General features: G+C 58.1%; 14 protein-coding genes. 8 read left to right on the top strand and 6 right to left on the bottom strand.

Annotated elements, in window-relative coordinates:
- Positions 1 to 14: 14 nt before the first annotated feature.
- Positions 15 to 977 carry a hypothetical protein gene (locus tag K3754_RS03630; RefSeq protein ID WP_259941094.1) on the bottom strand — a complete coding sequence of 321 codons (963 nt, stop codon included), beginning with the start codon at positions 975 to 977 and terminating at the stop codon, positions 15 to 17.
- A gap of 163 nt (positions 978 to 1,140) precedes the next feature.
- On the opposite strand from K3754_RS03630, the gene ttcA reads away from it, so the two are divergent.
- The 8 genes from ttcA to K3754_RS03590 all read left to right on the top strand — a co-directional run bounded on the left by ttcA (position 1,141) and on the right by K3754_RS03590 (position 9,030).
- The gene (gene ttcA / locus K3754_RS03625) at positions 1,141 to 1,992 is read left to right on the top strand and encodes a tRNA 2-thiocytidine(32) synthetase TtcA (RefSeq protein ID WP_203209009.1); all 852 of its coding nucleotides are present in this window, start codon (positions 1,141 to 1,143) and stop codon (positions 1,990 to 1,992) included.
- 78 nt (positions 1,993 to 2,070) lie between these two features.
- Positions 2,071 to 3,612: a bifunctional diguanylate cyclase/phosphodiesterase gene (locus K3754_RS03620; RefSeq protein ID WP_259941089.1), complete on the top strand. Its 1,542-nt coding sequence runs from the start codon at positions 2,071 to 2,073 to the stop codon at positions 3,610 to 3,612.
- 162 nt (positions 3,613 to 3,774) lie between these two features.
- Positions 3,775 to 5,589, top strand: coding sequence for a membrane protein insertase YidC (yidC, locus tag K3754_RS03615; protein WP_203209011.1), 1,815 nt, complete (start codon positions 3,775 to 3,777; stop codon positions 5,587 to 5,589).
- Entirely contained in the window at positions 5,589 to 6,329 is a 741-nt protein-coding gene (locus K3754_RS03610; protein ID WP_203209012.1) for an MOSC domain-containing protein, read from the top strand. Before yidC ends, K3754_RS03610 begins: the two co-directional genes overlap by 1 nt.
- 1 nt (position 6,330) lies before the next feature.
- Entirely contained in the window at positions 6,331 to 6,981 is a 651-nt protein-coding gene (yihA, locus tag K3754_RS03605) for a ribosome biogenesis GTP-binding protein YihA/YsxC (protein WP_203209013.1), read from the top strand.
- Positions 6,982 to 7,023: 42 nt separating this feature from the next.
- Positions 7,024 to 7,887 (top strand): acetylglutamate kinase, encoded by an 864-nt coding sequence (gene argB / locus K3754_RS03600; RefSeq protein WP_259941083.1) that lies wholly within the window; start codon positions 7,024 to 7,026, stop codon positions 7,885 to 7,887.
- Positions 7,884 to 8,537 carry a ferredoxin gene (locus K3754_RS03595; protein WP_259941080.1) on the top strand — a complete coding sequence of 218 codons (654 nt, stop codon included), beginning with the start codon at positions 7,884 to 7,886 and terminating at the stop codon, positions 8,535 to 8,537. Before argB ends, K3754_RS03595 begins: the two co-directional genes overlap by 4 nt.
- Before the next feature lies 1 nt (position 8,538).
- Positions 8,539 to 9,030, top strand: a complete 492-nt coding sequence (locus tag K3754_RS03590; protein WP_259941077.1) for a histidine phosphatase family protein — start codon at positions 8,539 to 8,541, stop codon at positions 9,028 to 9,030.
- A 31-nt stretch (positions 9,031 to 9,061) separates the two neighbouring features.
- On the opposite strand, the gene K3754_RS03585 is transcribed toward K3754_RS03590, so the two are convergent.
- From K3754_RS03585 to K3754_RS03565, 5 genes are all read right to left on the bottom strand, one after another.
- A complete protein-coding gene (locus tag K3754_RS03585; RefSeq protein WP_037911168.1) occupies positions 9,062 to 9,829 on the bottom strand; it encodes an amino acid ABC transporter ATP-binding protein in 768 nt (255 codons plus the stop codon).
- A 15-nt stretch (positions 9,830 to 9,844) separates the two neighbouring features.
- On the bottom strand, positions 9,845 to 11,143 hold the full coding sequence (locus K3754_RS03580) for an amino acid ABC transporter permease (RefSeq protein ID WP_203209017.1): 1,299 nt from the start codon (positions 11,141 to 11,143) through the stop codon (positions 9,845 to 9,847).
- A gap of 1 nt (position 11,144) precedes the next feature.
- Entirely contained in the window at positions 11,145 to 12,371 is a 1,227-nt protein-coding gene (locus K3754_RS03575) for an amino acid ABC transporter permease (RefSeq protein ID WP_203209018.1), read from the bottom strand.
- A 148-nt stretch (positions 12,372 to 12,519) separates the two neighbouring features.
- Positions 12,520 to 13,536 carry an amino acid ABC transporter substrate-binding protein gene (locus K3754_RS03570; RefSeq protein ID WP_203209019.1) on the bottom strand — a complete coding sequence of 339 codons (1,017 nt, stop codon included), beginning with the start codon at positions 13,534 to 13,536 and terminating at the stop codon, positions 12,520 to 12,522.
- A gap of 209 nt (positions 13,537 to 13,745) precedes the next feature.
- Positions 13,746 to 14,459 carry an ATP12 family chaperone protein gene (locus K3754_RS03565; RefSeq protein ID WP_259941066.1) on the bottom strand — a complete coding sequence of 238 codons (714 nt, stop codon included), beginning with the start codon at positions 14,457 to 14,459 and terminating at the stop codon, positions 13,746 to 13,748.

Genomic DNA, 14,459 nt, shown 5'->3' with positions numbered 1-14,459 from the left:
ATCGCCCCCGCCCTTCACCGTTCCAGCACAAATTCATCCGTGCTCGTGGCAACTGGAGGTCGCCAACGGCTGCCTAGGGCAAAATGTTCTTTGGCGAGGCGGGCCAGCTGGGGCGAGCGGCGGGCATGGGCAGCCATCTCGCGCCCGATCATCCGGCGGGTGTCGCGCGGGCCATTGCGGTATTGCAGCGCCAGTGCCTGCACCAGACGAGCCTGCGTGCTTTCAGGCAGAGTCTCGGGCTGTAGATATTCCTCAAAAATCCGCTGTACGCCCGCTTTGCCCTCCAGCTCCGTCAACGCCACCGCAAAGGCCCCCAGATAGGGCAGATCCTGCCCCACCGCCTTGTCCAACTCGGCCCTGAGATATGCGGCAAAGGCGCGGTCTTTGGACAGACCGGCAAGCAACACCCGGATCGGCAATAGCGCCTCATCGCCTGATGCCAGATCCTGAGGCAGGCGCTGCACCTTGGGCAGCGGCGCGGCGCGCAGGGTGGCATAGGGCACGCGGTCCAGTTCTTGCAGGGCCAGATCCCGCAGTTGTTGGTTGGGATCGTTCACCAACCGGGCAAAGAACCGCAGGCGCGGCCCGTCATCCCCGTAGATCCAATTGGATTGCTGCGCCATCACCTGCATGATCACCTGGGCAAAGCGTTCTTCCATCACCGCCAGAGGCAGCCAATGGCCATAGGCCCCATCCCGCGCCAGCAGCACCAGACCATCCTGCGGGGTGTTCAAGCGCCAGCCCGGTGGCACCTCCACTTCTGTCAGGGGCGGTCCTGCCAGGGTCTGTCTCACCCGGTAATGCCCTGCCCGGCCCGGCACCGGCTGGCCCAGCGCCACCTGTTCGGTCGCCAGCAGAACATCAACAAGCGTCGGATTGGGCGTATAGCCGTGGAAGGCACAGGCCTGCGCGCCGCCTGCACCCAGCGTCAGCGCAACGGCCAACACCCATGCAAGCTGCCTTCTGCCCTTGCCCATAAGAGACCTCATTCTTTGGCGGTTTTGCCTCTATCCCAAATTGTGCTGCGCCGCGCCAAGGGTCAAGACACACTCACGTCAGCAGCGCAAGGCGTGTCCTGTGGCACCCATCCCAATTATTCGGTGGATTGTGCCGCGCCGCGCCAACAGCTAGAGAAAGCCCATGCTTGATCACACCGATGAAATTCACGCCCTGTTCCACGGCGCCCCGCAGACCACGGAGTTTAAGAAGCTCCGCAAACGTATCGTGCGTTATACCCGCGAGGCGATTGAGCAATACGGCATGATCCCCCCCGAAGCCCATGACGCGGGTGCAAACAAGCCAAAATGGCTGGTGTGCCTGTCAGGGGGCAAAGACAGTTATACCCTGCTTGCTGTCCTGCACGAACTGCAATGGCGCGGTCTTTTGCCTGTCGACATTCTGGCCTGCAATCTGGATCAAGGGCAGCCCGGCTTTCCGGCCACGGTTCTCCCCGCATTCCTTGAGAAAATGGGCGTGCCGCACCGGATTGAATATCAAGACACCTATTCCATCGTGATGGACAAAGTGCCCGAAGGGCGGACCTTCTGCGCCCTGTGTTCACGCCTGCGACGCGGTAATCTTTATCGCATTGCCCGCGAGGAAGGCTGTTCCGCCGTTGTGCTGGGCCACCATCGCGACGACATTCTAGAGACATTTTTCATGAACCTGTTTCACGGCGGGCGATTGGCCACGATGCCGCCAAAACTGGTTAATGAAGAGGGCGATCTGTTTGTGTTTCGCCCCCTCGCCCATGTGGCCGAAGTGGACTGCGAGAAATTTGCGGCCGCAATGAATTACCCGATCATCCCATGCGACCTTTGCGGATCGCAAGATGGCCTGCAACGTCAACAGGTTAAGGCTATTCTCGACAGCTGGGAACGCAACAGTCCCGGTCGCCGTCAGGTGATGTTTCGCGCCTTGATGAACGCGAGACCATCGCATTTGCTTGACCCGAAACTGTTCGATTTCACCGGGCTTTCGCTCAAAACCTGAAAAATTCGAACTAAATCAAAATCAAAAAGCTGTGGGCCATTAACCCGCACCTGACCGGCCATGGCTTAGGCTTTGGTTATGGCAAGAAAACAGATCTCTCTGCTGACCCGCATGCACCAGCTTTTGGTCAGGGCGCTCGCTTGGCCGCCGCTCTTTGCCTTTCTTCCGGCGATTTCGCTCATGGTGTTTTGGTTCGGCGGTGAACGTGCCCTGATCATGATCTCGGCGCTTTTGCCATTGATCTATCTGGCCAGCGGACGGATGCAAAAAGGGTTCTTTTATCCAAGGGACGCGATCAGCGGCCTGTTGCAACGCAGCGCTTTCGAAGACCTCGTTGAACAAACCTATCTGGCCGTACAGGCCAAGGGACAGAATGCGGCCATCCTCTGTGTGGCGCTCGACGAGTACGATCAGGTCGTGGATCGCTATGGCCAGTCCGCCGCAGATCTGGTTGTTCGCCGGGTGGGCGAACGCATGGCGTCTGCCTTGCGGGCAGATGACGCAATTGGCCAATATGACGAGGCCCAATTCGCGATCTGCACGTCCTCGGTGCGGCAGTTGGATCTGGAATTGTGCATCCAGTTGGCAGGCCGCATTCAGACGGCCATCGAAGATCCGGTATCGGTTGAAGGGTTCAGCATCTATGTTTCTGCATCGGTGGGCTTTTGCCACATCAAGCGGGCACCAGGAACATCCGGCGCAGCTTGGCTCGACGCGGCGCTGATAGCCCTGCAAGACGCCGGGCGGCATGCCCCGTCTGCGATCCGCGCCTATTCAGACCAGATGAAGAAAGAAACCCGCACCCGCGCGGAACTGCGCGAAGAAGTTGCCGCCGCACTGGAGGCGGGACAAATTCAACCATGGTTCCAGCCGCAAATCTCAACGGACACGGGGCAGATCACCGGTTTTGAAGCATTGGCGCGTTGGTCACATCCCATTCGCGGGCTGATTTCACCGGCAGAGTTTTTGCCTGCGATCGAAGAGGCCGGATTGCTTGAGCGTCTGGCCGAGGTGATGATGTATCACGCCTTTGCCGCGCTCAAAGCATGGGATGGTGCATCCCTCGATGTGCCGCAAGTTGGCGTTAATTTTGCCGGATCAGAGCTGAACAATCCGCGCCTGACCGAGAAAATCAAATGGGAGCTTGACCGCTTTGATCTCACCCCGGACCGATTGGCGGTCGAGGTTCTGGAAACCGTGGTCGCCAATTCACCCGATGACGTGATCACCCGCAACATCAACGCACTGGGGCAATTGGGCTGCCGCATAGATCTGGATGATTTTGGAACGGGCCATGCTTCCATCGCTTCCATCCGGCGTTTTTCGGTCAGCCGGATCAAGATCGACCGTTCCTTTGTAATGAAAGCAGACCGCGACCCCGAGCAGCAGCGCATGATCAGCGCCATCCTGACCATGGCGGAAAGACTAGGGATCGAGACGTTGGCAGAAGGTGTGGAAACCGTTGGCGAACACGTGCTTTTGGCGCAATTGGGCTGCGATCACGTCCAAGGTTTCGGCATCGCACGCCCAATGCCATTTGAACAGACACTCGATTGGATTACCCGCCATACCGCCAAACTTGAAGACGTACCGCGCATCATGGACGGAAAGGGAAAGTAACCCGCCCGCAGCCCCCTGATGGGCCCGCAATCGCGCCCAAAGCCCAAAAACCGCGCTATTGCGGCCTTTGGACCCGCCCGCCAGACCCGAATCTGCTTGACCTTTAGGTCTGCACTCTGTTCAACCCACGCTGATATTAAGAGACATCAGGTGGCTGTCCCAATGGACGAACAGAACAAGAATCTAATCCTTGCAACGGCACTCAGTTTCATCGTGATCCTTGTTTGGTTCGTGTTTTTCCCGCCGCCAGAGCCGGACACACCCATCGACGGCACGGTCCAGACCACGGAGGCAGACGCCACAGTCCCGGCCGCCCCTGCCGATACCGCCGCCGCGCCCATAGCCACGGGCGCAACTACGCCCGCTCCGGCCCTGGCCGAGGCACCGCGCGTGCAGATCGAAACGCCGCGCCTCACCGGCTCGATCTCGCTGTTGGGTGGCAGGATCGACGATCTGAAGCTCAAGGACTATCGCACCACGCTGGATGACGACGCGCCGATTGTCACCATGCTGTCCCCACAAGGATCTTCGGATGCCTATTACGCGCTGCAAGGCTGGGCCGCAGGCGCGGGCATCGACCCCTCTGCCGTCCCCGGCCCGGAAACATCATGGACACTGGCCAGCGGTGACATGCTTGCCGTTGGCCAACCCGTCACCCTGACCTGGGACAATGGCGCAGGACAGGTCTTTGGCCGCACGATCGCGGTCGATGACAACTATATGTTCACGCTGACCCAAAGCGTCACCAACAATGGCGACGCACCGGTGAGCATCGCGCCTTATGGTATGATCGTGCAGCACACCCTGCCTGACGATCTGGAGAACTTTTTTATCCTGCACGAGGGCGCGGTTGCCGTCGCCGATGGCGAACTTAGCGAAACCGATTGGGACGACATCGCCGAAGCGGACCTGAACCAGAAATGGGGCCGCCAGGCCATTGTTCAGGAAGACGTGCAAGAAGGCTGGATCGGCTTTACCGACCACTTCTGGCAGGCCATCATGATTCCGTCCAAAGGCCAGACCTTTGACCAGGCCTTGACCTACGACGCCCGCTCCGAGGTCTACCGCGCCGTCACGCGCCTGCCCACGCAAACCATCGCGGCGGGTGGTTCCAGCGAAGTCAGTACCCAGTTTTTTGCAGGGGCCAAAGAATGGGGCATCCTGCGCGCATACGAATCCGCAGGCGTCGCCAAATTCATCGACAGTATTGACTGGGGCATCTTCTTTTTCCTGACCAAGCCGATTTTCTGGTTGCTGCATGAGTTGAACAAACTGATTGGCAACATGGGATGGTCGATCATCGGTTTGACGCTGATCATCAAGGCGATCCTGTTCCCTCTGGCATACAAATCCTACGTGTCGATGGCCAAGATGAAAGAGCTTCAGCCGCAAATGGAGAAGCTCAAGGCTGAGGCTGGCGAAGACCGTCAGAAGATGCAGCAGGGCATGATGGAGCTCTACAAGAAGGAAAAAGTGAACCCCGCAGCGGGCTGTTTGCCGATCCTCTTGCAGATCCCGATCTTCTTCTCGCTCTACAAGGTGATCTTTGTGACCATCGAACTGCGCCATGCACCGTTCTTTGGCCCATTCCAGGATCTCTCCGCGCCTGATCCAACCTCATTGTTCAACCTCTTCGGCCTCTTGCCCTGGGGTGGTCCAGAGGCTGGCAGCATCATGGCGCTGGTCTTTATCGGTATCCTGCCGCTGCTGCTGGGCATTTCCATGTGGCTTCAGCAAAAGCTGAACCCGGCGCCCACAGACCCGACACAGCAGATGATCTTTGCCTGGATGCCTTGGGTGTTCATGTTCATGCTCGGCAGCTTTGCCAGCGGTCTGGTGGTCTACTGGATTGCCAACAACACCATCACCTTTACGCAGCAGTATCTGATCATGCGCAGCCAGGGCTACAAGCCTGATCTATTGGGCAACATCACTGGCAGCTTCAAGCGGAAACCAAAGGCGGATGCGGACAAGTAATGCAGGTTTCCGCGCTTTATCGTCACCCGCTCAAAAGTCATGGGCGCGAAGCCCTTGACGCGGTAACGTTAAGCGCAGGCCAATCCATGCCGTTTGACCGCACCTGGGCGGTTGCGCATGACGCGTCCAAGGCGGATGGCACAGAATGGGCGCCCTGCGCCAACTTCAGCCGTGGCTCCAAAGCGCCCAAACTGATGGCGATCAATGCCGTGCTGAACGAAAGCACGGGACAGTTGACCCTGACCCATCCAGAGCGGCCAGATCTGACCTTCGCACCGGACAGCGAAGGCGACCGGTTCATGGATTGGGTCGCGCCATTGGTGCCGCAGAACCGCGCCCTGCCAGACCGCATTTTGCGTCTGGACAACCGCGGATTTACCGACACCGATTTTGCTTCGATCAGCCTGTGCAACACGGCCTCCCATGCCGCCGTTTCCCAGAAGGCAGGACAAGACCTGTCGCCGCTGCGCTGGCGCGGCAACATCTGGTTCAAGGGCGCCGAGGCTTGGGAAGAACTGAATTGGATCGGTAAGGAACTTGCCCTGGGCGAGGCGCGGCTGACCGTGCGAGAACCGATCCTGCGGTGCCTTGCCACCACAGCGAACCCTGAGACCGGCGTGCGCGACGTGGACACATTGGCCCTGCTGAACAGCAATTGGGACCATCAGGATTTTGGCATCTATGCCGAGGTAACACAGGCCGGACGCGTGGCGCTTGGCGATACATTGGTGGTGCTCTGACATGCAGATGACCTTCACATTGGCCGAAGAACCGGATGCACAGACAGCCGAACATGGCCGGCTCTTGTTTGCGGGCGAAACCGAATTTGTAAAAGGTGTCGTGGCGATGTCCGGCTTGCCGGATCCCGACCGGATGGAGGTTTGCTTTGCCGGGCGCTCCAACGTTGGGAAATCAAGCCTGATCAACGCATTGACTGGCACCAAAGCCCTCGCGCGGGCGTCGAACACGCCGGGGCGCACACAAGAGATCAACTTTTTCACCGCTGGTGAAAGCCATTACCTCGTGGATTTGCCGGGCTATGGTTATGCCAATGCGCCCCTGCCCGTGGTCGAAAAGTGGCAACGGCTGCTCAAGCAATATCTGTCGGGCCGTCAGACCCTGCGCCGGGCCTTTGTACTGATTGACTCCCGACACGGCGTGAAAAAGGTCGACGACGAGATTATGAGCCTGCTCGACAGCTCTGCCGTGACGTTTCAGGTGGTGTTGACCAAGGCTGACAAGGTCAAGGAAAAGGAACGCGAGAAAATTTTGGAACAGGTGCGCGGCGCCTTGACCAAACACCCTGCCGCCTATCCTGAAATTGTTGTCACTTCTTCCGAAAAAGGCTGGGGCATTCCCACATTGCGTGCCATCATCGCCACGCTGGAATGATCTGAAACAGGCACCTATGCTGTCTGGACCAAAGGCCCGAAGATGAGAAAACAAGACATGAACCGCGATTGGATTGCCACCGCCCAGACGCTCAGTCAGGCGCTCCCCTATCTGCAACGCTATGCTGACGCCACTGTGGTGATCAAACTTGGCGGGCATGCCATGGGCAGTGATGAGGCAATGCAGGAATTTGCCCGTGACGTGACCCTGATGCGGCAGATTGGCGTGAACCCTGTTGTGGTGCATGGCGGCGGGCCAATGATCAACGCCATGCTCAATCGGCTCGATATTCAGTCGGAATTCGTGGATGGCAAACGTGTGACCGATGCCGCCACCATGGAAGTGGTGGAAATGGTCCTCTCCGGTCTGGTCAATGCGCGTATTGTTCAGGCGATCACCGAACAGGGTGGCCGTGCGGTGGGCCTGTCCGGCAAGGACAGCGGGCTGATCATGTGCGAGCCTGAGAACCCCGCGTTGGGCCTTGTTGGCAAGCCGAGCAAGGTCGATCCGCGCATCCTGCGTGATCTGGCGGACAAGGGCATTATTCCGGTGATTGCCCCGCTTGGCATGGGCGCCAATGGCGAGACATTTAATATCAACGGTGACACGGCAGCGGGGGCAATTGCCGCGGCGCTCAAGGCGGATCGCCTGTTGCTGTTGACAGATGTTGCTGGCGTCAAAAACAGCGCCGGCGAGGTGCTGACCGAACTGACGTCAGATCAGATCCGCGACATGGTCGCGGATGGCACCATCGCGGGCGGTATGATCCCCAAGACAGAGACCGCGCTGGCCGCGATTGACGGGGGTGTCCGGGCGGCGGTGATTATTGATGGACGTGCACCGAACGCCTGCCTGCTTGAGCTGTTCACCGAACATGGTGCAGGCAGCATCATCCGCAAGGGATGACACTGGCGCGGCTGCAGCAAGCCGCGACCACGCGGCATTTGACCATTCTTGGCGGTTTTCACCCTACCCCTGATGATGGCGCCCCCGAGGGATGCGCGACGCTGATCCTGCTGGGGCCAGACGAACCGGCGTTTTGGCCGGCAATAACCCAAAGCCCCGAATGGCAAGATGGCGCTCCCGATCCGGTGGACCGTTGGTCGGAACGGGTGATTGGCGACTGGGCCACAGAACTGGATGCAACGCCGCTTTTTCCATTTGGCGGCGCACCCTTCCTGCCGTTCTATAGCTGGGCGCTGCGCACGGGGCGCATTCACAGCTCTCCCGTCCAGTTTCTGGTCCACGACCAGGCCGGGTTGTTTGTGTCCTTTCGCGGGGCGTTGGCACTGACCGAGAACATCGACCTGCCGCCGCCCCCTGCAGGCCCTTGTGAAAGCTGCACAGACCAGCCCTGCCGCACCGCCTGCCCTATCGGGGCGTTGGTACCATCGGGATACGACACGGCACGTTGCCGGGCCTATCTGGGCACGCCAGAGGGCGCAGACAGCCTGCAGAATGGCTGCGGCGTACGGCGGAGCTGTCCGGTATCGCAACGCTTTGGCCGCCTGCCCGCGCAATCGGCCTATCACATGCAACAATTCAAAGGGGACTGAGATGAAACGCCTGATATTGATGCGGCATGCCAAATCCGATTGGTCCGGCGGCGCCAGCAGCGATCATGACCGCCCTTTGAACCCGCGCGGCCGCAAAGGTGCCGCGTCACTGGGCGATTGGCTGCGCCATGAGGGGCTGATCCCCGATCAAGTCTTGTGTTCCTCCGCGATCCGCACGCGTGAAACCTTGGTGCGCCTCGATCTGCCAACCGAGATTGAGACCACGATTGCCCGCACTCTTTATCTGGCGACCCACCATGAGATTCTCAAAGAACTGCGCAAGGCTGAAGGTGGCTGCGTTCTGGTGATCGGCCACAACCCTGGCATTTCCATCGCCGCAGCGGAATTGGTGACGCAGATGCCAGATGATCCCGATTTTCAGCGCTATCCGACGGGGGCAACGCTGGTGGCTGACTTTGACATCGACCTTTGGGCAGATGCCGACTGGGGACAAGCAAACGCGCGACACTTTGTGGTGCCGCGCGCGCTTTGATCTGGAGGGCGGGGTTCAACCCGCCCCGTTTTTAGTGACCCAGAATCTGGCTCAGGAACAACTGTGTCCGTGGGGACTGCGGGTTGTTAAAGAACTCTTCCGGCTCGTTCTGTTCGACGATCTGACCTTCATCCATAAAGATCACGCGGTTCGCCACCTGACGGGCAAAACCCATCTCGTGCGTCACGCAAAGCATTGTCATGCCTTCTTCGGCAAGCTCGATCATTGTGTCGAGAACCTCTTTGATCATCTCGGGGTCAAGCGCCGATGTCGGTTCATCAAACAACATGATCCGCGGCTTCATGCAGAGCGAACGGGCAATCGCCACACGCTGCTGCTGACCGCCGGACAACTGACCGGGGTACTTGTTCGCCTGATCCGGGATCTTTACCTTTTCGAGATAATGCATCGCCACTTCTTCGGCTTCTTTCTTGGGCGTTTTGCGCACCCAGATCGGAGCCAAAGTCAGGTTTTCCAGAATGCTCAGATGCGGGAAGAGGTTGAAGTGCTGAAAGCACATGCCGACCTCTGACCGGATCTTGTCGATGTTCTTGAGATCCGAAGACAGCAACGTGCCATCCACGGTGATCGACCCTTTCTGGTGCTCTTCCAATGCGTTGATGCAGCGGATCAGCGTTGATTTACCGGACCCGGAAGGCCCGCAAATCACGATGCGTTCGCCCTGATAAACGGTCAGGTCAATGTCACGCAGCACATGGAAGCTGCCGTACCATTTGTTCATTTGTTGGATGGAAATCGCGACTTCGTCGGAAACTTTCATCTGTGCGGTTTCGGCCATGCCTAAACCCTCCCTTTAACGATGATCTGTCGCAAGGCGGCGTTCCAGCCACTGCGAATATTGTGAAATGCCGTAGCAAACGACGAAGAACAGAAGCGCGGCAAAGCCCAGAAGCTCCCAGTACACCCCGTTCCAGTCTGTGGACGCAAGGATCGGCCCCCGGATCATGCCGACGAGGTCGAACATGGAAATCACCGAAACCAGTGTGGTGTCTTTGAACAGACCCACCGCAATGTTCACGATGCCCGGAATGGAGATCTTGAGCGCCTGTGGCAGAATGATCAGCCGCATTGCCTGCGGGTAATCAAGACCCAGACTGTCGGCTGCTTCATACTGACCTTTTGGCAGGGCAGCGAGGCCACCCCGGATCACTTCGGCAATATAGGCCGAAGAGAACATGGTGATCATGATCACCACACGCAGGAACAGATCCACACCGGAACCGGGTGGGAAGAAGTACGCCAGCATAACGTTTGCAACAAAAAGCAAGGTGATCAGTGGCACACCACGAATAAATTCAATGAAGACCACACAGACCACTTTGATCAGCGGCATGGAGGATTGACGGCCCAGTGCCAGCGCAATGCCGATAGGCAAGGACAGCGACACACAGGTCACACCAAGCATCATGTTGAGCATAAAGCCCCCCATGTCACGGCTTGGCACGGCTTCCAAGAACGGTGTCTCAGAGGCCAAAGCACCCGCAAGAAAGCTGCCCACTATCCAGGCGACGATCGCAGCAGCAATGCCGCCAAAAAAACCGATCGCAAAACTGCGGTGCACCAGCATGCTGTAGACGTAGTAGCCAACACCAAAACCGGCCAGCGCAAACAAAGGCGTCCAAATTGTGCCGCCCCAGATCAGATAGTAAGCGATGAAAGGGTACAGCGCCGTCACGATCAGCAGCTTGCGCGGCAGATCAAAGAACAACACCGGTGCGCCCGCTACAAACAGCAGCACAAAGGCCACTGTTGGACGCCAGTACAGATCAACCGGATATTTGAACCCGAACAGCAGCTGGTTCCAACGGTCCGTCAGAACCGAGAAACAGGCCGCGGATCTGCCCTGAAGCACCTCACGGCATTCAGCCAGGGACGAGGTTGTCCAAAGCCCGCCAAAGATCCAAGGCAGCGTTGCCGACAGGACCAGAAAGATCACATAGAGCGAGGCAACTGTCAGAAGGGCATTGGCCCAGGTGGCAAACAAGTTGTCGCGCATCCATTTGATCGGGCCTGCCGCATTGGACGGGGCCGGAGATGGCGGGATTGCCGTATCGCGCACGAAGGCGACGGACTGTGCATGTGTATCTGACATCTCAGCGCTCCTTCAGTTTCATGGCGTTGTTGTAGACGTTCATCACAGCAGAGATCACCAATGAGATCACAAGATAGAACAACATCAGCAGCAGGATGCATTCAATGGCGCGCCCCGTCTGGTTCAATGTGATACCGCCCAGCGTCGCCGTGATGTCGGCATAGCCAACAGCGATCGCCAGTGACGAGTTCTTGGTGATGTTCAGATACTGCGAAATCAGCGGCGGGATGATCACCCGCAGGGCTTGAGGCAAGACAACGAGGCTCATCACCCGATTGGGCCGCAAACCAAGGGCGCCTGCCGCTTCGGTCTGGCCTTTGGACACCGCCTGAATACCCGCACGCACGTTTTCTGCGATAAAGGCACCCGTATAGATCGACAGGGCGAACCACAACGCGATCAGCGGACCACCAATTTTGAGACCGCCGCTGAAGTTAAAGCCCTTCAGCTCTGGCACATCCCAGGTCAGCCCCAGGATCGTCAACAATGCAATCACCGGCAGAAACCAGATCGCCAGGTTAACCCAAAGCGTTTTGGGCCGCACGCCTGTGTCGGCTTGCTTTTGATTGGCACTGGCCGTGACAGCGCGGGTGGCAAAGAGCGAGGCCAAAAGAACCGCGATCACCAAAAGCCAATCAATTGCACCACCAAACCCGTTGGTGAATTGCGGACCGGGCGTGTAAACACCCCGGTTGGTAAAGGCAAAGAGGTCGAGGAACATCGAAGATGTCGCGTTGTCACCGCGGAATTCCCGCGGCCCGGGCAAAACGGCCGTCATGATCGTAAAGATAATGATGACCCAGATCAGCACCGGAATATTGCGGAAGATCTCGACATAGAACGCCATGAGCTTGCGCACCAGCCAGTTATTCGACAGGCGCAGAACGCCAGCCAGAACACCAAAGACAGTCGCGGTGATACAGGCCAGAGAGGCAACCAGCAGTGTATTCAGAATGCCAACTATGGCGGCCTGAAGATTGCTGGATTGACTGTTATAGTCGATCAGCGTCTGGTTAATATCATAGCCCGCCGGGCTTCCCAGGAAGTCAAAGGAGATATTAAGCCCCGCCGCCTTCAGGTTGGCCGAGAGATTTGAGTAAAGGTAGAACAAGGCAAGTGCCAGCAGGATCGCGGCAATGGCTTGCATCGTTCCGGACCGATAGCGGGTATCGTTCAGCAGCATAGATAGCCGGAACGACTCCGTAGGAGGGTCGGTAAATGTTGTCATGAAGCTGTTCCCCGTGTCCCGGACCTTGTTATTTGCCACTTTGAGCGTGACGTGGTTCCGGGTCATTATTGGTCGCTGCTATGAAATGTGCAGCGCGGTCGTGATACACAAAGGGCGCAGGATTTTCCTGCGCCCTTTGGTATGGTTTTTAGCGGAAAGGAGGCGAGTACAGCAGACCGCCGTCTGTCCACTGAGCGTTCAGGCCTCGGGCCAGACCGATTGGTGTGTCTTCGCCAATGTTCTTGGCAAAGATTTCACCGTAGTTGCCCTGTGTTTCGATTGCGCGCTTGGCCCAATCGGCGTCCAGGCCGAGCATTTCACCAAGCGTACCTTCAGTGCCCAGCAGGCGGGCGATCTCAGGGTTGTTGGTGTTGGATGCCATTTCGCCAACGTTGGCGGAAGACACGCCCAGCTCTTCAGCTGTGATCAATGCGTTCAGTGTCCAACGGACCACGTCACCCCATTCGTTGTCGCCGTGGCGAACAAGCGGGCCGAGTGGCTCTTTGGAGATGATCTCTGGCAGCAGTGTGTGACCGGCAGGATCTTCGAATGTCGCACGTGTCGCGGCCAGGCCGGATGCGTCCGTTGTGAAAACGTCGCACGCGCCAGCGAGGTACTGCTGCTGCGCTTCGGCGTTTGTTTCGATTGGCACCGGCTCATAGTTGATGTTGTTGGCACGGAAGAAGTCGGCCAGGTTCAGTTCGGTTGTTGTACCGGTCTGAATGCAGACTGTTGCGCCATCAAGATCTTTCGCGGAAGAAACACCGAGGTCTTTGGGAACCATAAAGCCCTGACCGTCATAGTAGTTCACGCCAACGAAATCGAACTTCAGATCGACGTCGCGGGAGAATGTCCATGTGGTGTTACGTGCCAGCATGTCGATTTCGCCGGACGCCAGCGCGGTAAAGCGTGTTTTACCGGTAGTCGGTACGAATTCTACAGCGGATGCGTCACCCAGAACGGCGGCTGCAACCGCGCGGCATACCGCAACGTCAAAGCCTTTCCATTCGCCGTTCGCGTCGGGGGCAGCAAAGCCCACCAGACCCGTGGTCACACCGCAGTTCAGCTTACCGCGTGCTTTCACATCGTCCAGTGTACCGGCCGCTGCCGCGCCGGCAGCAAGACCCGCAACGGTCAGTGCGCCGAAAATTACAGATTTTTTCATGTTAACCTCTTCCTGATAGTCCGCCACGTTTTGGGCGGTTATACCGACCCGTTGATCGGGCCGGAGGCGATACGTCGCAGGGCGAGCCTGCTCAGTGCATTGCAGTCTGCTCGAAATCAGGCCGTAAGGTCAAGGGTAGGTTGCGCAAAAAGCAGGCGCAAACCGGTGCGAATCTATGGGTGAACCCTGCTTCTCAAAGTCAACCCCAGTTAGACATCGCAACAAAGGGTGAACATACGCTCTGCATGCAGAAAACTGGACTTTTTCAACGATGTTAGCGCCTCAGCTTCGTCGTCGACGCCCCAGTGTTCAATCTGCCAGATCTCATCGAGCCGCGATATCTCCCACAAAACCTCGATATCATGCAGTTTCTCGATCGCGGCAAAGCCCAGAACAAGAGATCCGGACAGGCTCACCAGATCGTGAAACGCCGCCAACTGAAATGCGTCAAGCGCATGGGTTCTGGCGCTGAGAGCCGCCAGCGCCTGTTGGTCCTGGGGCTTGTGGATGACCCCGGTACGCGTCTCGAGACGGGCGCCCAAATTTTCGGCAGCCCAGTCCAGAATCGGATCCCACTGCGCCGCTTGCCGCGCGACCAGCTCTTCTGGTGTATCAGCGCGATAGCAAAGCAGATCACTGTCGCCATAGGCGGCCAGCATATCCGCTACCTCGCCACGCTGAATGGCAACCTTGTCCAATGCGGCATTTGCAGTCTTGGTCACTGGCATTGTCTCGGGTTTGATCTCACCCTCCTGCGCGTCCCATTCGACCGCAACCGCCTGCGCCATGGCGCGGGTGGGCAGGATCAGGTTACGCTTGGCAGGCGTCTTGATGGACCGTCCATCCAGCAGCACCGCAAAGCCATCCTCATGGTCTGCAACCTGCGCCTCTTTCCAAAATCGCTTGGCTTTCCAATCGCCCAT

The sequence above is a fragment of the Sulfitobacter sp. M368 genome (genome assembly GCF_025141875.1).
In the GTDB taxonomy this organism is placed as follows: domain Bacteria; phylum Pseudomonadota; class Alphaproteobacteria; order Rhodobacterales; family Rhodobacteraceae; genus Sulfitobacter; species Sulfitobacter mediterraneus_A.
This window is presented reverse-complemented; position numbering and strand designations above follow the sequence as displayed.